Origin of the sequence: Nesterenkonia sp. CL21 (genome assembly GCF_031705515.1) — a bacterium.
GTDB lineage: Bacteria > Actinomycetota > Actinomycetes > Actinomycetales > Micrococcaceae > Nesterenkonia > Nesterenkonia aethiopica.
In genome coordinates, this window is sequence record NZ_JAUTWR010000001.1 from 535,090 (window position 1) to 559,262 (window position 24,173).

Annotated in this window: 16 protein-coding genes and 3 tRNA genes; 18 read left to right on the top strand and 1 reads right to left on the bottom strand. The window is 70.0% G+C overall.

What is annotated here, in order from left to right; all coding sequences use genetic code 11:
* Positions 1-278: 278 nt before the first annotated feature.
* Positions 279-1,523: a LysR substrate-binding domain-containing protein gene (locus Q7C18_RS02365; RefSeq protein ID WP_311023976.1), complete on the bottom strand. Its 1,245-nt coding sequence runs from the start codon at positions 1,521-1,523 to the stop codon at positions 279-281.
* A gap of 94 nt (positions 1,524-1,617) precedes the next feature.
* Between Q7C18_RS02365 and Q7C18_RS02370 the strand changes: the two genes are divergently transcribed.
* The 18 genes from Q7C18_RS02370 (at position 1,618) to Q7C18_RS02455 (ending at position 24,153) form a co-directional block, all read left to right on the top strand.
* Positions 1,618-2,670 carry an EamA family transporter gene (locus tag Q7C18_RS02370; protein ID WP_311023977.1) on the top strand — a complete coding sequence of 351 codons (1,053 nt, stop codon included), beginning with the start codon at positions 1,618-1,620 and terminating at the stop codon, positions 2,668-2,670.
* Positions 2,651-4,399: a dihydroxy-acid dehydratase gene (ilvD, locus tag Q7C18_RS02375; RefSeq protein ID WP_070159518.1), complete on the top strand. Its 1,749-nt coding sequence runs from the start codon at positions 2,651-2,653 to the stop codon at positions 4,397-4,399. The genes Q7C18_RS02370 and ilvD overlap by 20 nt, the downstream gene beginning before the upstream one ends.
* Positions 4,400-4,701: 302 nt before the next feature.
* Entirely contained in the window at positions 4,702-6,579 is a 1,878-nt protein-coding gene (locus tag Q7C18_RS02380) for an acetolactate synthase large subunit (protein ID WP_311023978.1), read from the top strand.
* Between the two features lie 2 nt (positions 6,580-6,581).
* On the top strand, positions 6,582-7,115 hold the full coding sequence (ilvN, locus tag Q7C18_RS02385; RefSeq protein ID WP_085437541.1) for an acetolactate synthase small subunit: 534 nt from the start codon (positions 6,582-6,584) through the stop codon (positions 7,113-7,115).
* Positions 7,116-7,173: 58 nt separating this feature from the next.
* Positions 7,174-8,199 carry a ketol-acid reductoisomerase gene (ilvC, locus tag Q7C18_RS02390; protein ID WP_311023979.1) on the top strand — a complete coding sequence of 342 codons (1,026 nt, stop codon included), beginning with the start codon at positions 7,174-7,176 and terminating at the stop codon, positions 8,197-8,199.
* Positions 8,200-8,294: 95 nt separating this feature from the next.
* A complete protein-coding gene (gene serA / locus Q7C18_RS02395; RefSeq protein WP_311023980.1) occupies positions 8,295-9,896 on the top strand; it encodes a phosphoglycerate dehydrogenase in 1,602 nt (533 codons plus the stop codon).
* A gap of 45 nt (positions 9,897-9,941) precedes the next feature.
* Positions 9,942-11,549, top strand: coding sequence for a methionine--tRNA ligase (gene metG, locus Q7C18_RS02400; RefSeq protein WP_311023981.1), 1,608 nt, complete (start codon positions 9,942-9,944; stop codon positions 11,547-11,549).
* A 108-nt stretch (positions 11,550-11,657) separates the two neighbouring features.
* On the top strand, positions 11,658-12,770 hold the full coding sequence (locus tag Q7C18_RS02405; RefSeq protein WP_311023982.1) for a 3-isopropylmalate dehydrogenase: 1,113 nt from the start codon (positions 11,658-11,660) through the stop codon (positions 12,768-12,770).
* 69 nt (positions 12,771-12,839) lie between these two features.
* A complete protein-coding gene (locus Q7C18_RS02410; protein WP_311023983.1) occupies positions 12,840-13,913 on the top strand; it encodes a branched-chain amino acid aminotransferase in 1,074 nt (357 codons plus the stop codon).
* 70 nt (positions 13,914-13,983) lie between these two features.
* Positions 13,984-14,757 carry a fumarylacetoacetate hydrolase family protein gene (locus tag Q7C18_RS02415; RefSeq protein ID WP_311023984.1) on the top strand — a complete coding sequence of 258 codons (774 nt, stop codon included), beginning with the start codon at positions 13,984-13,986 and terminating at the stop codon, positions 14,755-14,757.
* A gap of 27 nt (positions 14,758-14,784) precedes the next feature.
* Positions 14,785-16,293: a glutamate--tRNA ligase gene (gene gltX / locus Q7C18_RS02420; protein WP_070159526.1), complete on the top strand. Its 1,509-nt coding sequence runs from the start codon at positions 14,785-14,787 to the stop codon at positions 16,291-16,293.
* The gene (locus Q7C18_RS02425) at positions 16,290-17,021 is read left to right on the top strand and encodes an HAD family hydrolase (protein ID WP_311023985.1); all 732 of its coding nucleotides are present in this window, start codon (positions 16,290-16,292) and stop codon (positions 17,019-17,021) included. Before gltX ends, Q7C18_RS02425 begins: the two co-directional genes overlap by 4 nt.
* A gap of 71 nt (positions 17,022-17,092) precedes the next feature.
* Positions 17,093-17,164, top strand: a tRNA-Gln gene (locus Q7C18_RS02430).
* A gap of 79 nt (positions 17,165-17,243) precedes the next feature.
* A tRNA-Glu gene (locus tag Q7C18_RS02435) sits at positions 17,244-17,316 on the top strand.
* 83 nt (positions 17,317-17,399) lie between these two features.
* A tRNA-Glu gene (locus Q7C18_RS02440) sits at positions 17,400-17,475 on the top strand.
* A 129-nt stretch (positions 17,476-17,604) separates the two neighbouring features.
* Positions 17,605-20,139 carry a helix-turn-helix transcriptional regulator gene (locus Q7C18_RS02445; RefSeq protein WP_311023986.1) on the top strand — a complete coding sequence of 845 codons (2,535 nt, stop codon included), beginning with the start codon at positions 17,605-17,607 and terminating at the stop codon, positions 20,137-20,139.
* Positions 20,136-22,781, top strand: a complete 2,646-nt coding sequence (locus tag Q7C18_RS02450; protein WP_311023987.1) for a helix-turn-helix transcriptional regulator — start codon at positions 20,136-20,138, stop codon at positions 22,779-22,781. The genes Q7C18_RS02445 and Q7C18_RS02450 overlap by 4 nt, the downstream gene beginning before the upstream one ends.
* Before the next feature lie 67 nt (positions 22,782-22,848).
* Positions 22,849-24,153: a thiamine-phosphate kinase gene (locus Q7C18_RS02455; protein WP_311023988.1), complete on the top strand. Its 1,305-nt coding sequence runs from the start codon at positions 22,849-22,851 to the stop codon at positions 24,151-24,153.
* The last annotated feature ends 20 nt before the right edge of the window (positions 24,154-24,173 follow it).

A 24,173-nucleotide genomic window follows, 5' to 3' on the forward strand; every position in this document is an offset into this window, starting at 1 on the left:
AGGGCACCTGGGCGCCATTCCCGCCGACGACGGGGAGCCTCCCGAGCGGTCACGACGGAACCGGTGGAAGCCCACGTGTCGGAGTGCCTACGAGTGGTGCGGGGAGCATCTGGAGTGGCAGGTCGAGCAGGACTTCAGGGGCGGCGGCCACGGCCGGGGTGCCGAGGCCAGATTCCTCCGTCCGGGCGGATGAGGGGACCATCACTCGTCTGCGGGGCCGGCTCATCTGATCCGGCGTGACGGGACCTCCTGGACGACCCGCTGAGCTGGGCGGCACCTCACGGATCAGCGGTGCCGTCCAGGTCGAAGTACGCCGGATGGTGTCGGCCGCAGCCGGGATTGAACCGCGCGGCGCAGGCGGTGCACCGGTCGGTGTCCAGATATTCGGCGATGCTGAATCGGTGTCGACAGACCCCGCACAGCAGCGCCTGGGCCTCTCGTCGGGCCGCGGGCCAGGGCAGCACCGGGTGGTCCTCCGCCTCGGCGTGGCAGTGCAGGCACGGGTACCAGCGTCCACAGCAGTGGAAACGGATCGCGACGACGTCGAGCGGCGACGCATAGTGCGCGCAGCGTGTCTCGTCGTCCACCACGGAACCGCCGACCTGGCCCTGCGGGAGCTCCCTGCGGACGGACTCCAGCTCGGCACCTGCCTCCTGGAGCATGGCCGTCACTGTGCGCACCGCCAGGCGGGCGTGGCGATCGTGTCGGCTCAGCGCCACGATGGTCCGCTGGGCCCGGACGCCGCCGAGCGGACGCAGCACGAGGCCCTCCCGGGGTCTGGTGGTGAAGCCGGGCAGGACGGCGGCGCCCATCCCGGAGACCACCAGGGACTCCACCAGTCGGTTGTCCCGCAGTCGGACCCGGCGGGGGAGAGCGGCTCCGAGCTGGTTCTCCATCGCCACCAGCACCATGTCGAACGGATACCCGTGGGGCACACCGATCCAGTCCAGGCCGGCGGCCTCCTGCGGGCCGATCATCTCGGCCGCCGCCGCGGGATGATCGGCGGGAAGGGCCACCCGGAGGGGTTCACGCGCCAGGACAGTGCAGGTGAGGCCTTCCGCCCCGAGGGGCACGTCACCACTGAGGCTGTGGGCGATGACGACGTCGGCGTCGTGCGCCCGAGCCGCGTAGTCACCTTCCGCGAGGTCGAAGTCGTCGAGGTCCAGGGTGATGCGGGTCTGATCGATGCGGGCCAGAAGGCCAGACATGAGAGCTTCGCCGGCGCTCGGCAGCGTGCCGAGGGAGACCACGCCGGCCGGCTGGCCGCGGCGCGCGTCGAGCGTGGACTGCAGCTGCGCCATGCGCTCGGCGATCTCCTCCGCCCCGGCGGCCAGCAGCTCTCCCTCCGGGGTGAGCCGCACGGTCCGGGAGCTGGGCTCCACGAGCGGCACCCCCAGGTCACGCTCGGCGGCGCGCAGTTGCTGGGACACCGCCGACGGCGAGCGATGAGTGGCCTCGGCGACGGCCGCCAGCGTGCCGCGGGCGGCGATTTCGCGCAGCAGCTCCAGATGTCTGTGCTCCATGCCGTCATCATCGCATCGATTCTTCAGTTCTGCTTCACCTGACCTGAAGAACTCTTCGCTGGTGCTGATGAGTCGTCGACGGAAGACTGGGGCCATGCCGATCCGTCACGTGGCCCTCGCCCTCGCTGTCGCCGTCCTGTGGGGGCTGAACTTCCTGGCCATCCATCTGAGCCTGGAGCAGTTCCCGCCGCTCTTCCTCGTCGCTCTGCGCTTCGCCCTGCTGGCGATCCCGACGCTGGTGCTCGTGCCGCGGCCCGATGTGCCGCTGCGCTGGCTGATCGGCTATGGCCTCGGGTTCGGGACCCTGCAGTTCTTCGGGCTGTATCTGGGCATGGCGGCTGGGTTCCCCGCCGGCCTGGCGTCCCTGGTGCTGCAGTCCTCGGCTCCGTTCACCGTGCTGCTGGGGGCCCTGCTGCTGCGTGAGCGGCTCAGCGGCCGTCGCATGACCGGGGTGGCGGTGGCCGTGGCCGGTCTCGGGGTCGTCGGACTGGCACGGGGCGGGTTGGACGGTTGGGTCCCGTTCCTGCTGGTCGTCCTGGGCGGGTTCGGCTGGGCACTGGGGAATCTCGCCTCGCGGCAGGCCAAAGCCGAGCGGCCCATGCATCTGGTGCTCTGGATGGCGGTGGTGCCGCCGCTGCCCATGCTGGCGCTCTCCCTCGCCGTCGAGGGACCTGCGCAGATCGGCGACGCGCTGGCGGGCGCGTTCACCGCAGAGGCGCTGCCGGCGTGGCTGGGACTGCTCTACACGATCGTCGCCGGCACGGTCGTCGGCTCAGGCGTCTGGGTGTGGCTGATGGCTCGGCATCCCGCCAGCACGGTGGCACCCTTCTCGATGCTCGTGCCGGTGGTGGGGTTCGTCGCCGCCTGGGCATGGCTCGGAGAGGTCCCGCTCCGGGGCGAGCTCGTCGGCGGCGTGCTCGTGGTCCTGGGGGTGCTGTGGGCCAACGGCCGATCGCGGCGCCGAGGCGACGAGGTGTGGGCGACGCCGTCTGCCGCCTCGACGCCTCCTGGCCGACGTCCCGCACCGTCGGGGCCGGTGTCGGACGATGCCGCCGAGCCTGTCTCACATACCAGAACGACGGCGAGGCTCATCCCGGCGCGTCCCCGGGCGGGTATACGATCTGGCTATGGCACAGAGCACCAGTGAGGACACTCCGTTCACCCCGCCGCAGCCGGTCACCGGGCCCTCCAGCGCGGAGAAGCCCCGCAGCTGGCAGGTCACCGACGGCTATACCCGCGCTCCCGCCCGCGGCATGCTCCGCGCCGTCGGCATGGGGGATGAGGACTTCGGCAAGGCCCAGATCGGCATTGCCAGCTCCTGGAACGAGATCACGCCCTGCAACCTGTCGCTGGACCGCCTGGCCCGCGCGTCCAAGGAGGGCGTGCACGCCGGAGGCGGCTACCCGCTGGAGTTCGGCACCATCTCCGTCTCGGACGGGATCTCGATGGGCCACGAGGGCATGCACTACTCGCTGGTCTCTCGCGAAGTCATCGCGGACTCCGTGGAGACTGTCATGCAGGCTGAGCGCCTCGACGGATCCATCCTGCTGGCCGGCTGCGACAAGTCCCTCCCTGGCATGCTCATGGCCGCCGCCCGGCTCGACCTGTCCTCGGTCTTCCTCTACGCCGGCTCGATCATGCCGGGTGTGGCACGGTTCTCCGACGGCACGGAGAAGGAGGTCACTCTCATCGACGCCTTCGAAGGCGTCGGAGCCTGCGCGCGCGGCACCATCAGCGAAGATGATCTCGACGTCATCGAGCGGGCCATCTGCCCGGGCGAGGGCGCCTGCGGCGGCATGTACACCGCCAATACGATGGCCGCGATCGGCGAAGCCCTGGGCATGTCTCTGCCGGGCTCGGCCGCGCCGCCGTCTGCGGACCGGCGCCGGGACAGCTACGCCCACCGCTCGGGCGAAGCCGTGGTGAACCTGCTGCGTCAGGGCATCACCACTCGAGACATCCTCACCAAGCCCGCCTTCGAGAACGCCATCGCCGTGACCATGGCCTTCGGAGGATCCACCAACGCGGTGCTGCACCTGCTGGCCATCGCCCGTGAAGCCGGCGTGGACCTGACCCTGGAGGACTTCAACCGCATCGGGGACAAGGTGCCGCATCTCGGCGACCTCAAGCCGTTCGGCCAGTATGTGATGGCGGACGTGGACCGGGTCGGGGGAGTGCCGGTCGTCATGCGGGCGCTGTTGGACGCCGGACTGCTCAACGGTGACTGCCTGACGGTCACCGGCAGAACTGTGGCGGAGAACCTGGAGGCCATCAACCCGCCGGACATCGACGGCAAGATCATCCGCTCGCTGGACAACCCGATGCACCACAACGGCGGCATCGCAGTGCTGCACGGCTCGTTGGCTCCGGAGGGGGCGGTGGTGAAGTCGGCCGGATTCGACGCCGAGGTCTTCGAAGGGACCGCCCGCGTCTTCGAACGCGAGCAGGCCGCCCTGAAGGCGTTGGAGGAGGGGCACATCCAGTCCGGCGATGTCGTCGTCATCCGCTACGAGGGCCCCAAGGGCGGGCCCGGTATGCGAGAGATGCTGGCGATCACCGGAGCCATCAAGGGCGCAGGACTCGGCAAGGATGTCCTGCTGATCACCGACGGGCGCTTCTCCGGCGGCACCACGGGACTGTGCATCGGCCACATCGCCCCGGAGGCCGTCGACGGCGGCCCCATCGCCTACATCGCGGACGGCGACCCCATCCGAGTGGACATCGCCGGGCGCTCCATCGACCTCGTGGTCGAAGAGGACGAGCTCGAGCGCCGCCGACAGGACTGGACCCCGCTGGAGCCTTACGTGACCACCGGCGTGCTCGGCAAGTACGCCAAGCTGGTCCGCTCGGCCGCCGAGGGAGCCTTCTGCGGCTGACGGTCCACACAGTGAGACGGGGTCATGGTCTGTTGACACCCGCCACACGCCGGGGAAGCATGGGGGCCATGCGTCACCTGCTACGAGTAGCCGTACTCGCCGCCGGGGGAGTCGTGGAGTGATCCACCTCCTCAGGGCGGCCCGAACCCTGCTCGACGAGGGCGGGTCGACGGCCGCATCCTGAGATGACGCGCACGCTCACCCCGGTAGAGAGCCCCAGCAGGGTCGCTTCTCTGTCGGGGTTCCTTCTTTCCGGGTTCCCGCATCACCCGCCCATGGGACAGGACAACAGGAAGTCAACGATGAGCAGAACACCTGCGACGAGCCCCGCGGCGATGGCCGCGAAGAAGCCTCGCCCGAGTCATACGACCTCGGCCGACCGCCGTCTCTACGGCCCCGGCCGTCCGGTGGAGCCTGTGGAGGTCACCGGCTCCGAGTCGATCATCCGCAGCCTCGAGTCGCTCGGCGTGACCGATGTGTTCGGCATCCCGGGCGGTGCGATCCTGCCGACCTATGACCCGCTCATGGACTCCTCCACGGTGAACCACATCCTGGTCCGCCACGAACAGGGTGCCGGTCACGCGGCCCAGGGGTACGCCATGGTGACCGGAGAGGTCGGAGTCTGCTTCGCAACGTCCGGGCCCGGCGCCACCAACCTGGTCACGCCGCTGGCGGACGCTCACATGGACTCGGTCCCGATGGTGGCCATCACCGGGCAGGTCAACGCCCAGGTGATCGGCACCGACGCCTTCCAGGAGGCCGACATCGTCGGCATCTCCACCCCGATCACCAAACACTCCTTCCTCGTCACCGATGCGGACACGATCCCTCAGGTCATGGCGGAGGCCTTCCACCTGGCCTCCTCGGGCCGACCCGGGCCCGTCCTGGTGGACATCACCAAGTCCGCGCAGACCGCGAAGACCACCTTCTCCTGGCCCCCGAAGATCGAGCTCAACGGCTACCGGCCGGTGACCCGCGGGCACGCCAAGCAGGTCCGTGAGGCCGCCAAGCTCATCCGTGAGGCCCGCCGGCCGGTGTTCTATCTGGGAGGCGGCGTCATCAAGGCCGACGCCTCCGAGGAGTTCCGGCAGCTGGCTGAATCCGTCGGTGCCCCGGTGGTCAACACCCTGATGGCCCGCGGGGCGTTCCCTGACTCTCACGAGCTCAACGTCGGGATGCCCGGGATGCACGGCACCGTGGCCGCCGTCGCGGCCCTGCAGCGCTCGGACCTGCTCATCACCCTCGGCGCCCGCTTCGACGACCGCGTCACCGGTCAGCTGGCCACCTTCGCCCCCGACGCGAAGGTCATCCACGCGGACGTCGACCCCGCGGAGATCTCCAAGAACCGCCTGGCGGACGTGCCGATCGTCGGCTCGCTGAAGGAGATCATCCCCGAGCTCGACGCCGCCGTCGCTGACCTCTTCGAGAAGGAAGGGGCCCCGGACCTGGACGGCTGGTGGCGCCAGCTGCGCCGTTTCCAGGAGACCTACCCGCTGGGCTGGACCGAGCCGGAGGACGGCGCGATCGCACCGCAGAAGGTCATCGAACGCATCGGCAAGGCCGCCGGTTCCGAAGCCGTCTATGTGGCCGGCGTCGGGCAGCACCAGATGTGGGCCTCCCAGTTCATCGACTACGAGCGTCCCCGGCAGTGGCTGAACTCCGGAGGGCTGGGCACCATGGGCTACTCAGTGCCGGCAGCCATGGGTGCCCAGGTCGGCAACCCGGACCGAGTCGTCTGGGCCATCGACGGCGACGGCTGCTTCCAGATGACCAACCAGGAGCTGGCCACGTGCGCGATCAACAACATCCCCATCAAGGTGGCCGTGATCAACAACTCCTCGCTCGGCATGGTGCGCCAGTGGCAGACGCTGTTCTATGAGTCCCGCTACTCGAACACCGACCTGAACACCGCCTTGAACCCCTCTGGCGAGGAGGTCGTCCGGATCCCGGACTTCCTGAAGCTGGCCGAGGCCTACGGCTGTGTGGGTCTGCGCTGTGAGCGCGAGGAGGACATCGACGACGTCATCGCGCAGGCCATGGAGGTCACCGACCGTCCGGTGGTCGTCGACTTCGTGGTGAGCCGTGACTCGATGGTGTGGCCCATGGTGCCTGCCGGAGTCTCGAACAGCGACATCCAGGTCGCGCGCAACATGACGCCGGACTGGGACGAGGAGGAGTGACCATGACCAGCCCTCAGCCGAACCCCGGCACGCAGCGCCGCACCCTGTCCGTGCTCGTCGAGGACGTGCCCGGTGTTCTGACCCGCGTCTCGGGCCTCTTCGCTCGCCGCGCGTTCAACATCGACTCCCTGGCCGTCGGCCCTTCCGAGATCGCCGGGCTCTCCCGGATCACGGTCGTCGTCGACGCCGATGCGGAGCTTCTCGAGCAGATCACCAAGCAGCTCAACAAGCTCATCAACGTCATCAAGATCATCGAGCTGGCGCCGGAGAACTCGGTGCAGCGCGACCACCTGCTGATCAAGGTCAAGGCCGACTCCCCGACCCGACTCCAGGTGACCCAGGCGGTGGACCTCTTCCGCGCCAAGATCGTGGACGTCTCCGTGGACTCGCTCACCATCGAGGCCACCGGCGCCCCTGACAAGCTCAACGCCCTCCTGGAGGTGCTCGAGCCCTACGGGGTGCGCGAGATCGTGCGCTCCGGCACCCTGGCCATCAGCCGCGGGTCGAAGTCCATGACCGACCGGGCGCTCCGCTGAGCGACCGGCTCCCATACGACATCCGAACAACTCACCCATCATCCAAGGAGATCTCGACGTGACTGACCTCTACTACGACGACGACGCAGACCTGGCGGTCCTCAGCGACAAGAAGGTGGCCGTGATCGGCTACGGATCCCAGGGGCACGCCCACTCGCTCTCCCTGCGGGACTCCGGCGTGGACGTGCGGGTCGGTCTGAAGGACGGCTCGAAGTCCAAGGCCAAGGCCGAGGAGCAGGGGCTGACCGTCAAGCCGGTGGCCGAGGCCGCCGCCGAGGCTGACATCATCATGATCCTGGTCCCGGACCAGCACCAGGCCGACGTGTACGCCTCAGAGATCGCTCCGCATCTGTCCGCGGGCAACGTGCTGCTGTTCTCGCACGGTTTCAACATCCGCTACGGCTTCATCACGCCGCCGGAGGACGTCGACGTCGCGATGGTCGCCCCCAAGGGCCCGGGCCACGTGGTGCGCCGCGAGTACGAGGCCGGCCGCGGAGTGCCGGCGCTGATCGCCGTGGAGCAGAACCCCTCGGGTCGGGCCAAGGACATCGCGCTGGCCTACGCGAAGGGCATCGGCGGCACGCGTGCCGGCGTCATCGAGACCACCTTCACCGAGGAGACCGAGACCGACCTCTTCGGCGAGCAGGCAGTGCTCTGCGGCGGCGCCTCGCAGCTGGTGCAGTACGGCTTCGAGACCCTCACTGAGGCCGGCTACAAGCCTGAGATCGCCTACTTCGAGGTGCTCCACGAGCTCAAGCTGATCGTGGACCTCATGGTCGAGGGCGGCCTGACCAAGCAGCGCTGGTCCATCTCCGACACTGCCGAGTTCGGCGACTACGTCTCCGGCCCCCGGGTCATCTCCCCGGAGGCCAAGGAGAACATGAAGGCCGTGCTGGCCGACATCCAGGACGGGACCTTCGCGAAGCGCTTCATGGACGACCAGCGCAACGGCGCCTCCGAGTTCGCGGAGCTGCGTAGGAAGAACGAGTCGCACCCGATCGAGTCCACCGGGCGCGAGCTGCGCAAGCTGTTCTCCTGGATCACCCAGGAGGACGACTACACCGAGGGCACCGCGGCCCGCTGAGCGGCTAGAGTGTGTGGGGTCGGGTCGCCGTGCGACCCGGCCCCACATGTCTGACCGCAGAACCCCCGACCATCAGCACCGAGAAGAAGGACACTGTGAGCAGCAACCGCCCCGTCGTCGTACTTGCCGAGGAACTCTCTCCTGCCACCGTCGAGGCCCTCGGGCCCGACTTCGAGATCCGTCAGTCCGACGGCACCGATCGTCAGCGGCTCTTTGCCGACGTCGCCGACGCTGAGGCGATCATGGTGCGCTCCGCCACCACGGTGGATGCCGAGGTGTTCAGCCACGCCCCTCGGCTCAAGGTCGTCGCCCGCGCGGGCGTCGGTCTGGACAACGTGGACATCAAGGCCGCCACGGCCGCCGGCGTCATGGTGGTCAACGCCCCGACGTCGAACATCGTCTCCGCCGCGGAGCTGACCTGTGCCCACATCCTGGGGCTGGCCCGGCACATCGCCCCCGCCACCCAGGCGCTGAAGGGCGGGGAGTGGAAGCGTTCGAAGTACTCCGGCGTGGAGCTGCAGGACAAGGTCCTCGGCGTCATCGGGCTCGGCCGCATCGGCGGGCTGGTGGCCGAGCGGATGAAGGCCTTCGGCATGGAGCTCATCGCCTACGACCCCTACGTCACCTCGGCCCGGGCCCACCAGGTCGGGGCCCAGCTGGTGAGCCTCGACGACCTGTTCGCCAAGGCGGACGTCATCACCATCCACATGCCCAAGACCCCTGAGACTCTGGGCATGCTCAACCGCGAGGCCTTCGAGAAGATGAAGGACACCGCCTTCGTCGTCAACGTGGCCCGCGGCGGTCTCGTCGACGAGGCGGACCTGGATGCCGCTCTGGCGGAAGGCCTCATCGGCGGCGCGGCCATCGACGTCTTCTCCTCCGAGCCGTCCACGGACCTGCCGTTCTTCGGTCGGGAGAACGTCGTCGTCACCCCTCACCTGGGAGCCTCGACGTCGGAGGCCCAGGAGAAGGCCGGGGTCTCCGTGGCGCGTTCGGTGCGTCTGGCCCTGGCGGGCGAACTGGTGCCCGACGCCGTGAACGTGGCCGGCGGCGCGATCGACGAGCTGGTCCGCCCGGGCATCCCGCTGGTCGAGAAGCTCGGCCGGGTCCTCAACGCGCTCGCCTCCGACGCCTTCACCGACATCGAGACGGAGGCCGCCGGGGAGCTGGCGGAGCACAACGTCGACGCCCTGCAGCTGGCCGCGCTGAAGGGGCTGTTCACTGACGTCGTCTCCGAGCAGGTCTCCTACGTCAACGCGCCCGTTCTCGCCGAGCAGCGCGGCATCGCCACCCGGCTGACGACCACGCCCGACGTCGAGGACTACCGCAACGCCCTCACCGTGCGCGGGGCCACCGCCTCCGGGGTCAACCTGGAGGTCCGCGGCACGCTGACGGGTCCCAAGCAGATCGAGAAGATCGTCGGCGTCAACGGCTACGACCTCGAGATCCCGTTGACCGACCACCTGGTGATCTTCGAGTACGCGGACCGCCCCGGAGTGGTCGGAGCACTCGGCCGCATCCTCGGCGAGGCGGAGGTCAACATCGCCGGAATGCAGGTCTCGCAGGACACCCGGGAGGAGCGGGCCCTGGCCGTGCTGGCCGTCGACGCGGCCCTGCCCGCCGGAGTCCTGGACACCATCGCCCAAGAGGTCGGGGCGGCCCTGGCCGCCGAGGTCGACCTCGAGGACCGCACCTGAGCCTGGACCGCGTCTGAACGGAGAGGAACTGAGGGACCACCTGAGATGTCTCAGCCTGCCTACTACCTGACCACGGCGATCACCTACCCCAACGGTGAGCCGCACATCGGCCATGCCTACGAGTACATCTCGGCGGACGTGATGGCCCGATTCAAACGGCTCGACGGCTACGACGTCCGCTTCCTGACAGGGACCGACGAGCACGGCCAGAAGGTCCAGCAGACCGCGGACCGTGAAGGGATCACCCCGTACGAGCTCGCCACGCGCAACGCTCAGGCCATCAAGAAGGTCGACGACGAGGTCCTCGGCATCTCCTACGACCGGTTCATCAGGACGACCGACGAGGACCACTACGCCGCCTCGCAGGCCATCTGGCGCCGCATGGTCGACGCCGGAGACATCTACCTGGACCGGTACGCCGGCTGGTACTCGGTGCGGGACGAGCGGTTCTTCGCCGAGGACGAGACCGAGGTCCGGGAGGACGGTGGACGCTACGCCGTCGAGACCGGCACTCCGGTGACCTGGACGGAGGAGGAGAGCTACTTCTTCCGGCTCTCCGCGTACCAGGAGAGGCTGCTGGAGCTCTATCGCTCCCACCCCGAGTTCGCCGCTCCGGCGAGCCGCTTCAACGAGGTCATCCGGTTCGTGGAGGGCGGTCTGGAGGACCTGTCGATCTCACGGACCACCTTCGATTGGGGCGTGCCGGTGCCGAAGGACCTCACCGCGGGGGACACGGAGCTGGACCACGTGATGTACGTGTGGGTGGACGCGCTGACCAACTACCTGACCGGTGCGGGCTTCCCGAACACCGACTCCGAGCAGTTCCGTCGTCGCTGGCCCGCCGACCTGCACATCATCGGCAAGGACATCTCCCGGTTCCACTGCATCTTCTGGCCGGCGTTCCTGATGAGTGCGGGGCTGGAGCTGCCACGTCGGGTGATGATCCACGGATTCCTGCACAACGCGGGCGAGAAGATGTCCAAGTCGGTGGGCAACGTGGTCGCGCCCGCCGCCTGGACGGAGATCTATGGGCTCGACGCGGTGCGCTTCTTCCTGCTGCGCGAGTTCCCGTACGGGCAGGACGGCTCCTACACGCATGAGGCCGTCGTCGGGCGCAAGAACTCCGACCTGGCGAACAACCTGGGCAACCTTGCGCAGCGCTCCTTGTCGATGATCGTCAAGAACTGCGACGGCGCACTGCCGAGCCCGGGAGAGCTGACCGCCGAGGACCAGGCGATCCTCGACCAGGCCGCGAGCCTGCTGGAGATCAGCCGGACCGCTTATGAGAAGCAGGACTTCCACAGGGCGTTGGAGCGGACCTGGTACGTGCTGGGGGAGGCCAACGCCTACTTCGCCGAGCAGGCGCCGTGGCAGCTGAAGAAGACCGATGTGGCGCGCATGGGCACCGTCCTGTGGGTGACAGCGGAGGTCCTCCGCCGAGTGGCCCTGCTGATCCAGCCCGTCATGCCGGAATCCGCCACCCGACTCCTCGACGCTCTGGGCGTGGACGCCGGAGGGGACGCCGGGGCCACCAACGCCTCCAACACCGGCCCCCGCAGCTTCTCGGCCTTCGGCGAGCAGCTGATCGGCGGATCACCGATCGACAGGCCCCAGCCGATCTTCCCCCGCCACGAGGAGCCCGCCGCCGTCTGACCCGTCCCCGCGGTCCGGGAGCGGCTCGCCCGGGCCGCGGTCTCAGATGCTGAGAGTCCCGACCTCCGCTCTCGCCGAGGCCCGCAGCGAGCACCTAGCCTGAGTGGCATGGCTGACATCGTTGCAGAGACTGCCGCCGGCGCGTCCGTGGACCCGTCCGGCACCACGTTCGACTTCGCCGTCATCCCCGGCGACGGGATCGGCCCTGAGGTGATCGCCGAGGCACGCCGGATCCTCCAGGCCGTGCTGGACTCCGCCTCCGTCGAGGCCACCTGGACCGAGTACTCGTTGGGCGCCTCCCACTGGAAAGACACCGGGGAGACCCTCTCGGAGGAGACCCTCGAGCGGCTGCGCGGTCACGACGCGATCCTCTTCGGGGCCGTGGGGGCCGACCCGCAGGACGCCCGCGTCCCCTCGGGACTCATCGAGCGTGAGCTCCTGCTGAAGCTCCGGTTCAGCCTGGACCACAGCATCAACCTGCGTCCCGCCCGCACCTATCCGGGCACCGCGACGCCGCTGGCCGGGGACCCCGAGATCGACTTCGTCGTGGTCCGGGAAGGCACCGAGGGGCCCTATGTGGGCAACGGGGGCACCATCCGTCGGGGCACCGCCCATGAGCTGGCCACCGAAGTTTCGCTGAACACCGCCCACGGGGTACGCCGTGTCGTCGCGGACGCCTTCGCCCGGGCCGAGCGGCGCCGCGGCCGACTCACCCTGGTGCACAAGCACAACGTGCTCACCCATGCCGGGGACCTGTGGCGCCGCACCGTCGAGGCGGCGGCCGCCGAGCACCCGGACGTCAGCTGGGACTACATGCATGTCGACGCCGCGACGATCCACATGGTGCAGGATCCGGGCCGCTTCGACGTGATCGTCACGGACAACCTCTTCGGAGACATCCTCACCGACCTGGCCGCCGCTGTGACCGGAGGGATCGGCCTGGCCGCATCAGGGTCCATCAACGCCGAGGGGACCGCTCCGTCGATGTTCGAGCCCGTCCACGGATCTGCACCCGACATCGCGGGGCAGCAGATCGCCGATCCCACGGCCGCTGTGCTCTCCGGGGCGCTGATGCTGCAGCACCTCGGTCTGACCGAAGCTGCGAGCCGTCTGGAGCAGGCCGTCCACGCCCAGCTGGCCGCCTGGGCGGAGGAGCCGGAGGGCTCCCGAGGGCTGAGCACCGCTCAGCGCGGAGAGGCCATCCTCAGCCGCCTCGGCTGAGGCGCTTCTCAGCGGCTCGGTCGGCGGTAGAGTGGACCGCATTCACAGAACGAGCGAAAGGCTGCTCCCATGAAGTTCGACGTCACGTCACACCCCGAGCCGACGCCGGAGGCCCGTCGCCAGCAGATCCTGGCCGACCCGGGCTTCGGCACGAACTTCACCGACCACACCGCGGTGATCGACTGGACCCAGGACGCCGGCTGGCACTCCGCCCGCATCGAGGCCTACGGCCCCATCACCCTAGATCCCGCCGCCGCCGTGCTGCACTACGCGGAGGAGATCTTCGAGGGGATGAAGGCCTACCGGCACGCAGACGGCGGCATCTACACCTTCCGCCCCTATGCCAACGCCCGGCGCATGAACCGCTCGGCCCGTCGGATGGCGATGCCGCAGCTCGACGAGGAGCTGTTCGTCCAGTCCCTGGAGGAGCTGCTGGCCCTGGACGCCGGTTGGGTTCCCTCCGGAGAGGGCGAGGCCCTGTACCTGCGTCCGTTCATGTTCGCCACGGAGGCTTTCCTCGGCGTGCGGCCCGCCCGGGAGTTCACCTACCGGGTGATCGCCTCCCCGGCGGGAAACTACTTCGGCGGCGAGCTCAAGCCCGTGCGCATCTGGGTCTCCCGCGACTTCGCCCGGGCGGCTCCCGGCGGCACCGGCGACGCCAAGACCGGCGGCAACTACGCCGCCTCTCTGGCCGCCCAGGCGCAGGCTTCGGAGCAGGGCTGCGACCAGGTGCTGTTCCTGGACCCGCTGCATGACAACGCCATCGAGGAGCTGGGCGGCATGAACGTCTTCCTCGTCACCTCCGATGGACGCCTGATCACTCCCGAGCTCACCGGCACCATCCTCGAAGGCATCACGCGGGACTCCGTCATCCAGCTCGCCAAGGATCGCGGCATGACGGTCGAGGAGCGGCGTGTGACCCTGGACGAGTGGGACCGAGGGGTCCAGGACGGCACCATCACGGAGGTCTTCGCCTGCGGGACCGCCGCGGTCATCACCCCGATCGGGGAGCTGCGCGACGGTGACCGCACCATCGCCTCCACCGGCACCGGAGACGTCACCCAGGCCATCCGAGACGAGCTGCTGGGCATCCAGACCGGCGTCGTGGAGGATCGCCACGGTTGGATGCACCGGCTCGCCTGAGAGCCCTGCCACACAGGATCCTGCCCGGGGCCTCCGCGAGGACGGGCGCCGGGGCGATAGGGTGGGATGCATGCGCATCGCACGTTTCGTCACCGACGCTGAGCCCGCCTTCGGAGTCGTCGCCGGAGAGCCCGGGCAGGAGACCATCACCGAACTCATCGGGGATCCTTTCTACCAGGGCATCCAGCAGACCCAGAACACCCATGACCTGCAGGATGTGCGGCTGGTCGCGCCGATCATCCCTCGCAGCAAGGCCATCGGGGTGGGCCGCAACTACGCGGACCACGCCAAGGAGATGGGCAATGAGCTGCCGGTCTCTCCGCTGCTGTTCCTGATCCCCAACACCGCGGTGTCCGGGCCGAACGAGCCCGTGACGCTGCCCTCCTTCTCCGAGGAGGTCAGCTACGAGGTCGAGCTGGCCGTGGTGATCGGCCGGATCTGCAAGGACGTGCCCGTCGAACGCGTCGACGACGTGATCTTCGGCTACACCGTCGGCAACGACGTCACCGCGCGCGACGCCCAGCGCAGCGACGGCCAGTGGGCCCGGGCCAAGGGATTCGACGGCTCGATGCCGCTGGGGCCCTGGATCGAGACCGAACTGGATCCCGAGGGCCTGCGCATCACCGGTCGCCTCAACGGGGAGACGGTCCAGGACGGCACGACCTCGGACATGGTCTTCGGCGTCCCCGAGCTCGTCTCCCACATCTCGCAGGCCTTCACCCTGCTGCCCGGTGATGTGATCCTCACCGGCACCCCCGCCGGCGTCGGGCTGGTCTCCTCCGGGGACCGCTTCGACGCCGAGATCGAGGGGATCGGCACCCTCGTCACCCATTTCCGTCGTTAGACCATCCACAGGAGCCACCACACCGTTATGAGCATCCCCGTCGTCGACGCCTCCACCCCGGTCCGCGTGAGATTCTGCCCCTCGCCGACCGGCACGCCCCATGTGGGCCTCATCCGCACCGCGCTGTTCAACTGGGCCTATGCCCGGCACACCGGCGGCAAGCTGATCTTCCGCATCGAGGACACCGACGCCGCCCGGGACTCGGAGGAGTCCTACCAGCAGCTTCTGGAGGCGCTGCGCTGGCTGGGCCTGGACTGGGACGAAGGCGTCGAGGCCGGGGGAGACCATGGCCCCTACCGACAGTCCCAGCGGGGCGAGATCTACGCGGACGTCCTGAAGCGGCTCCAGGACGCCGGGCATGTCTACGAGTCCTTCTCCACTCCGGAGGAGGTCGAGGCTCGGCACCGGGCGGCCGGACGTGACCCGAAGCTGGGCTATGACAACGCCGACCGCGACCTGACCGATGAGCAGATCGCCGCCTACCGCGCCGAGGGACGTGAGCCGGTGCTGCGACTGCGGATGCCGGACGATGACCTCACCTTCACCGACCTGGTGCGCGGGGAGATCACGTTCTCCGCCGGCTCCACGCCGGACTTCGTGGTGGCTCGGGCCAACGGCAAGCCGCTCTACACCCTGGTGAATCCCGTGGACGACGCGCTGATGGAGATCACCCATGTCCTCCGGGGCGAGGACCTGCTGTCCTCCACGCCGCGTCAGATCGCGCTGTACCGCGCACTCCACGACGTCGGGGTGGCCCGGCACATGCCGCTGTTCGGGCACCTGCCCTATGTGATGGGGGAGGGGAACAAGAAGCTCTCCAAGCGGGACCCGGAGTCGAACCTGTTCCACCACCGGGACCGTGGCTTCATCCGTGAGGGGCTCCTGAACTACCTGGCGCTGCTGGGCTGGTCGCTGTCGGCGGATGAGGACATCTTCACCGTCGAGGAGCTGGTCGAGCACTTCGACGTCGCCGATGTGCTGGCCAACCCGGCGCGCTTCGACACGAAGAAGGCCGAGGCGATCAACGGCACCCACATCCGCCGCCTCGAGCCCGGCGACTTCCGGGACCGCCTGGTGCCCTACCTGCAGGCGCTCGGTCTGGTCGGTGACGAGCTGACGGCCCGGGAGGCACGGATTCTCGACGGCGCGGCCCCGCTGGTCCAGGAACGGATCGCGCTGCTGGGCGAGGGGGCGGACATGATGGCTTTCCTCTTCGTGGCGGACGCAGAGCTCGTCATCGAGCCGAAGGCCTTCAGCGGTTTGGGGGAGGACGTGCTCGGCACCGTCGACGCCGCCGTCGCCGCTCTCGACGCACTGAACGACGACGCCTGGACGACGGAGGCCATCGAGGAGGCGCTGCGCACCGCACTGGTCGACGGCCTCGGGCTGAAGCCGCGCAAGGCGTTCGGCGCCGTGCGCTCGGCGGTGTCCGGTCGGAAGGTCTCCCCACCGCTGTTCGAGTCGATGGAGCTGCTGGGTCGGGAGTCCTCGCTGGCGCGTCTGGCCCGCTTCCGCGCCGAGGTCGCCGCCCGATGAACGCCTGCGGGGTGCTCTTCGACGTCGACGACACGCTTGTGGACCTCGAGAGCGCGATGCGCGCGGCGTTCCGCGACCTGGCCTCGGCGCATCTTCTCCAGGAGGGGACGGTGTGGGAGGACGCGGCCTGGGAGGCTGCGCTGGGCACCTTCTGCGAGGACGCCGGGGGCCAGTACGCGCGCTATCTGGCGGGTGACCTGAGCTTCCTGGAGCAGCGGATCGCCCGCGTCCGGGACGCCTACCGGGCGGCGGGAGCGCCCGTGCCGGACCCGCAGAGCCTGCTGCGGTGGGAGGACGAGTACGAGCAGGTGGTCCGTCGCCGGTGGCGTCCGTTCGACGACGTGCCGCAGGCGCTGGACCGCCTGCGGCACGCGGGTGTGGCGGTCGGTGCGGTGACGAACAACGTGGCGGACTATCAGCGGGAGAAGCTGCGCATCGCCGGTCTGGAGAGCATCGAGGTCGTCGTGGGCACCGACACTGTCGGCGCGGTCAAGCCCGATGCGGCGATCTTCCATGAGGGGGCGCGACAGCTCGGGCTGGCTCCTGAGCAGTGTGCCTATGTGGGGGACAACCCCGTCGTCGACGGCGCGGGCGCGCGGGAAGCCGGACTGGTCTCCGTACTGGTAGATCGGCGGGACCTCGTCGACGCTCCTGCCGGTGTGACGAAGGTCTCCACGCTCGAGGCCGCCGTCGATTTTGTGCTCGGGGCACCTGCTCGTGTAGAGTAGCTTCCCGTTGCGGGGCGCACGGAAACCTCGAAGGAGCGATCCTCAAGGGCCGAATGTCCGGCAGACGCCGATGGGCTATGGTGTAATCGGCAACACAGCGGTTTCTGGTACCGTCGTTCTAGGTTCGAGTCCTAGTAGCCCAGCTCGATCCGTTCTGCGGATCGAAAATCCAGTGGAGACACTGGTGCGGCCCTCGGAGACGAGGGCCGAACAATGACATAGGGCCCCATCGTATAGCGGCCTAGTACGCCGCCCTCTCACGGCGGTAACGCGGGTTCGAATCCCGCTGGGGTCACGGTTGGTGGTCTCTCATCCCTGCGGGGGTCGGAGACCATCTCTCCGTCAGCTGTCTGCGCAGGCGGCTGGAAAAGTGAATATGGCCCCATCGTATAGCGGCCTAGTACGCCGCCCTCTCACGGCGGTAACGCGGGTTCGAATCCCGCTGGGGTCACCATATTCGGAAATGCCTCGGATCTTCGGATCCGGGGCATTTCTCGTCGGTGGACATGGCAGAAGGCGGCGACCTCTTCCCGACAGCCGAGGACTTCCCTAGGATGCATGATGTATCGCTGAAAGGTGGTCCATGTCCCGCGCAGGCTCGGCCATTGTGCCAGGCGGCGCCTCACTCAGCTCCTGGGAGGCCCAGCGCCGGCAGGCACAGGAGCACTGGCAGTCATGCCCGGCACCCGCACTTCTGGTCGAGGGAGAGCATGGGCTGGCCCCGGAACGGATGGTCCACCAGATCGCCCGACGCACCGAGACGCACCTGGTGGAGATCCACGACCTCCACCGCCTGCCACGGCTCGGTGACCTGAGCGACCTGGGTGACCTGGGCGACTTGGAGGGCCTCCAGCACGTCGGCGACCTGGCCGACGCCGAGGCGGCCCGCGCAGAGGCCCCGACGACGGCGCTGCTGCTTCGTGACATCACTCGTCAACCTCCTGCCCACCTCGAGGCCGTCGACGCCGTGCTCAGAGCCGGCGCCGTCCCGGTGGCGGTCACCGCCCGCCCAGGGCCTGAGTACGGGCACCGGTTCGTCCGCGCAGCCGGTCAGGGCAGAGGGCTGCGCCTGAGGATACGTCCGCAGACCTTCCACGACACGGCGAGGACGCTGGCGGAGATGCTCGGGGCCCCTCCCACCGCCGCGCTGGCCCGCCTGATGCACCAGCATTCCCAGGGACGGATCCTCGAGCTGGAGAACCTCGTGGCGATCGGTACAGCCGAGGGCTGGATCGTCGACTCAGCCGGACGAGCGGCGGTCGCGCGGCTGCCTGCCTGGACGGATCGACGCACCAGGTCGCTCGTGGTCGACCGGCTCGCCGCGGCTGTCGGAAGTGACGGTCTGGAGGTGATGCGGCGGCTCGCCCGACGGGGCCCCCGTGAGCTGGAGGAGCTTCTGCACGGCGACCAGCCCCCTGAGGCGGTCTTCGCCCTGGAGGCCGAGGGTCTGGTCCGCCTGACGGGACGCACTGCGTCGCTGACGCACGCTCTGCATCGGCATGCCCTGCGGGAGCCGGGGGCGTCCGCGGGGAACCCCACTGGACGGGACGTCGCTGGACCCGGCGGCCCCGCACAGGACGAGGGCCACGACGCCCTCGTCGCGGCCGCGGCTCTGCTGGGCGCCGGAGAGATCACCGCGATGCACGTCGCGCTGCTCAGTGCCGACGGATCGGGGACCGGCGAGCCCTGCCCGCCAGAGCCCGGTGCGGGGCGTCCTCCGGGCATGGTGGCCGAGGCGCTGGACTCCCGAGTGCGCTGTCTCTCCGCTGCCGCGCTGGCGGCCACCGGAGAGATGCACGCCGCGTTGGCGCTGCTGGGCCCGCCGCACGCCGACGTGCGGTCCGCGAGCCTGCCCGGGACCCTGCATGCCTTCATCCGATGGGGCCTGCTCCAGGACAGGATGGGACGCCCCCATCACCTCGGGACGGGTTCTGAGACCGGACTCGCCGGACGACTGCGGTCCTTCCACGATGGGGGTCCGCGGGAGTGCCTGCGCCGATTCTCGCCACCGGCGCGGCGCCCCGCGGAGGACTCGTCCCGCGGAGGAGAGCAGATCCTCCCCGATCTGGACGCCCGCCGTCTCGAACGCTGTGTCGCCCTGGCCTTGGAGGCCTACGCGGCGGCCCAACTGGATGAATGCGCGCGGGCCCGGGAGTCGCTGGCGGAACTGGAGGCGATCGGCGAGCCGGGCGTCCCGGTGGTGTGTCTGTCCTGGGTGACAGACCGGATGGGCGTCGCCCGCACTCTGCTGGACCTCAGCCTGCCGACGGTCCCCGGGGCCTTCCGGGACCGGCAGCCTCCTGAGCGGATGCTCCTCACAGCCCAGGCCGCCGGTGCGGTGGAGCTCTTCGCGGAGGTCGCCCGCGGCACCCCTCCTGAGGAGCTGCGGGAGCGCCTGGACGACCTGTGGAGCCAGTTCGAGGCCGAGGGGCCGATCGGGCATGTGACGCGTAAGCATCTGGAGGCCCTGGACTTCCTCGTCGACGGCGACAGGTCCCGTCAGCTCCAGGGCCCGCCCGGAGCGTCGGTGGCGCTCGTCGGAGAGAGTCTCGCGGATCCGTGGGTGACGGTGATCGTCGAACTCGCCCGACTCCTGCATGCCCCGGTCGAGGAGCTGACGGCGACGCTTTGCGCTCGCGGAAGACGGACCGAGGCGCTGCCAGGGGTGCGCAGGCTCATGGTTCGCTGTGTGGCGCTGCGCCGAGGCCATGACCTGCCGAGGACCGCGCTGGTGGAACTGAGGCGAGCGTGCCGACGTCTGGACGTCGAGACCGAGCTCGTCGATCTGCTGACCGCGCATCTGGCGGATGATGATGCGGCGAAGGACGAGGCCGAGGAACACCTGCGACGCCGACGTCCGCACCTGCGGCCGAGGCTGGAGGGCTCCGGCCTCGGCCCGGGTGGTCCCGTGTGGACCCAGGCGCGCATGCTGCTCTCGCCCAGGGAGCAGGAGATCGTCGAGCTGCTGCTCCGGGGGCTCTCTTCGGCCGATGTCGCCGATCGGGCCGGGATCAGCGTCAGGACGGTGCAGACGCATGTGCGGCATGTGTATCGCAAGCTGCGGGTGACCTCCCGCACTGAGCTTCGGGCGCGGCTGATCAGCAGGAGCACGCCATGATGCTGCCCTCTCCGCTGCTCGTCGACGCCCCAGACCTCCGCCCAGACCGCGCGATCGCGGATGCGGTGCTGGGGTCGCACCCGCGTGATGTGGTGCTGGCGCTGATGCCTGCCCTGTGGGGAGCCGAGGAGCTGGTCCTGCGGCTCGGCGAGCGGGCACCGCTGCATCGACTCCACGACGCGACCGCGGGCATCCCGCCCGGGCACCCGACAGGCGGGCTGCTCGTGCTGGACGAGCCCGCGGGCCAGGACCCGTCCGCCCTGGAGGCCCTCATCGCGTCCGCCGCGCAGGCCCGTCACCGGCTGGTGATCCCCCTCCGGAGCGACCTCGACGTCCCCGCACCCGTCAGGGCCCACGGGGGGACGGGGAGGGTCGTCCTCGCGGGCGTGCGCAGCCTTCGTCCCGAACAGGTGGTCGAGGCGATGGTCCGTCACCTGGAGGGGCCAGTGACGTCTTCAGCGGCGCGCCGTGTCGTGATGCTCAGCGACGGACAGCCGCAGGCGGTCCGGATGGTGCTGGAGCGCGCTCGACGGACGGGTGTCCTCCACGCCGTCGACGGGGCATGGCGGTGGCGGTCCCAGGACCAGTCCTTCCGGTGGGCCTTGGCCGAAGGGCTGCCCGAGCTGCTGGCGGGCCTCGACGCGGCCGAGCATGAGCTGCTGCGTGTCATCTCCTGCGCTTGGAGGCTTCCGGAGTCCTGGGCGGTGGGGCGTTTCGGCGTCGAGGTGGTGGACAGCCTCCTGGCGCAGGGCCTGATCTCCGCGACGGACGGCACCCCGCACGGTCCCACCGTGCTCGCGGTGAGGTCGGGGATGCTGGGTCTCGGGCTGAGCACGGAGCTGCGGCCGGCAGAGGACGCTCGGCTCTGGTACACGGCCGGGTCCGCCGTCCACCAGGAGGCGGTCGGTCCCGCCGCCCAGGCCGGGATCGCCTGGTGGGCCGCTCGAGTGGGTCGGTCGATCCCGGCCGGAGAGGCCCTCGGCGCCGCCGAAGCCGCACTGCAGCGGTCCTGGCCGCGGGCGGCGCTGAGCATCCTCGACGCCGCCGCGGGGCAGCCCGACGGTGCGCGGACAGCTGCCCGGGTCCGCAGCCTCCTGGGGCTCGGCCGCGTCAGGGAGGGAGTGCGGCACATGGAGGATCTCGTCGACGCCGCGCAGCCGCCCCTGACGCCGGGGTTCACCGCGGTGCTGCGTGAGGTGCTCCTGCTCGCTCGTCGACTCGAGATCTTCCGTCCCGAGCTCGTCGGTCCGGTGCGGCGTCGGCTGTCAGCCGCTCTCGGCCCCTCGGCGACTCCGAGCATCGACCGGGTCACCGTGCTGCTCGAGGAGCCCTGTTCGGCCGGCGCCGCAGACCCGGAAGGGCTCGGGGAGGTGCGTCAGTGGCTTCGCGAACTCGGTCGGGTCCGCGAGGAGGCGCCGCGGGACGAGGGCGTGATGGCTCAGCTGATCATCGGCACTCGACTGGGGCTGCGGCGGCATCCGGACTTCGGCAGACTGGTGCTCTCCTCGCTGGTCGACGAGCTCTCCGCCGACGGCGGCAGCCCGGACGTGGAGGAGTGCGCCCGCGCGGTGCTGCAGATGCTGACCATGATCGCCGGTTGGCGCACGGACACTCTGCGCCTCGAGCTGGAGGCATGGCGGCACGCCGACGGCGATGCCGGCACGGCCCTTGCCGTGGACGACATCATCGGCGCCGTGGCGGCCATGCAGGGGGACCGCATGGCCACCGCCGCGCAGCTGGCCGTCGCAGCGCTGGAGGCGTGGTGGGAGGACGATCCCTACGGCCTCGCGGGGTTCGCCGCAGCCGTCCACGCCGCCTGCGCCTCCTACGTGGGCCCGGTGCGCCACCGGCAGGCTCGCGAGCTCCTGCAGGAGGCCACGCAGGGGGAGGGACGCTCGGTGACGTGCGGCGAGACGGGTCTGCCGGAGCTGCGCCTCATCTCCGAGGGGATGGCGCTCATCGGCGGCGGCCCGCCGGCGCAGGAGGTGGCCCACCAGCTGGCGAGCCTCGGAGCGAGGGCCCGAGCCGCAGGGGAATGGGCGCAGGAGCAGCAGCTGCTGCTGCTCAGCGTGCTCAGCGGGTGGCCGCCCGCCGCGCAGGCCATCCTCAGCTCCTCCTGGGTCCGATCGGGCGGCAGGGCTCGGATGATCGTCCTGCTCGCCGAGGCGATGACGACCGATTCCGGAGATCGTGCGCTGGAGATCGCGGAGACGCTCCTGGACGCCGACGCGGAGTTCTTCGGCTGCTCCATCCTGCTGGTGCGTTGGCAGTCTCGGGCCGAGCTCGACGTCGGCCAGCGCGCTCGCCTCGTCGGGGCGGTGCGCCGGGCCCAGCGGTCCGCCCCGGAGGCGTCCTGGGTGTTGGGTGCCTTCACGGAGCTCGCCCTGAGCCTGCGGGAGCACCGGGTCCTGACCTTCCTGCAGGAGGGGTTGAGCACGCGGGAGGCTGCCGCGGAGCTCCACCTCTCGCCGCGGACGGTGGAGGCGGTGGTCTCCGGGCTGCTGCAGCGCTTCTCCTGCCGGAACCGGCTGGAGCTGCTGCAGCTGGGACTGGTGGAGGACGAGCCGCCGGCACAGGACCAGCAGACGGCGGAGGCCACCGGCCGCGGGTGGCCCCTGGCAGGCCCGCCAGGTGCGGGGTGATCGGTGAGCCTGACGGGCGGCAAGGACCGGGGGAGGGGTGCCGGGGTCTGCATGGGATCATGGAGACATGTCTGACCTGCGCCGACAGGACTCGGCCCTCTCCGCCGACGGCTCCGTCCATCCGGCCCCGGTGCCGCTGAGATCTGACGCCGGGGCTCACACCGATGCTCACACTGATGCTGAGACTGATGCTGACACTGATGCTGACACCGTCGGGCGGCTGGGTGAGGACCGCGTGCTGTCCGCCCTGCGCGAGGTCATCGACGCCCACAACCGTGAGGCTCTCCGCGCCGAGGCCGCCACGCAGAGCCGGGCCGCCGGAGACGCCGCCGTCGGACCGATGCCGGTGGGACCGGGTGACGACGCCGCGGTCCTGCAGCTCGCGGACCATCGGCTGGTGGCCACTACGGACACCATGAGCGAGGGCCAGGACTTCCGGCACCGCTGGTGGTCCGACCCTGCGCAGGAGGCGCGGAGCGTCGGTGTTAAGGCCGCCGCCCAGAACCTCTCGGACCTCAGTGGCATGGGGGCGCGGCCGACGGCTCTGCTGGTCAGTCTGACGCTGCCCCCGAGCACCGCCGTGTCCTGGGCGGTCGGCGTCATGGAGGGCATCTCTGAGGCAGCCTCGGTCGCCGGTGCGGCGGGATGCCTGATCGCGGGCGGGGACCTGGGCTCGGGGGAGACGGTGTCCGTGACCATCACCGCGTTGGGGCGTCCTGCTGGTGCCACGAGCCTGCTGCGCGACGGCGCCCGTCCGGGAGACCAGCTCGCCGTCTGCGGAGCACTGGGGCATGCGGCGGCCGGCCTGCGCCTGCTGGAGTCCGGGCTGCAGGCTCCCGAGCCGACGGAGGGGCTCGGCGACGGGATGCTGGAGGCCTGCCTGAGCGCTCAGACCTGCCCGGCCCCGGACCTCACCGCGGGACCGCGGGCGACCGCCGCCGGCGCCACCGCCGGCATGGACGTCTCGGACGGGCTGCTGCGCGACGCGGCCCGGCTGGCCCGGGCCTCCGACGTCGCCCTGCTGCTCGACACCCATGCGCTGCGGGAGCAGGCCGCCGCTCTGGAGGGGATCGCCGACCGTCTGCGGCCCCGAACGGGTCAGGATGTCCAGGAGGTCCCTGAGACGCAGGAGGCCCACCCTGCGCCGTCGTCGGGGGCCCTCTCGGAGGTCGCGATGACGGCCCTGCGGCTCGTGCTCCACGGCGGCGAGGACTACGCGCTGCTGGCCACCTTCCCAGGTGGGTCCCCGCTGCCCGCGGGGTTCCGCCGCATCGGCGAGGTGCGCAGACACGACGGTGCCCCCGGCGTGATCACCGGGGGCACCGTCGAGCGTCTTGTGGACGAGGGCTGGGACTCCCTGCGCGAGTCCTGATCCGCTGGCGTCCTGGGCCG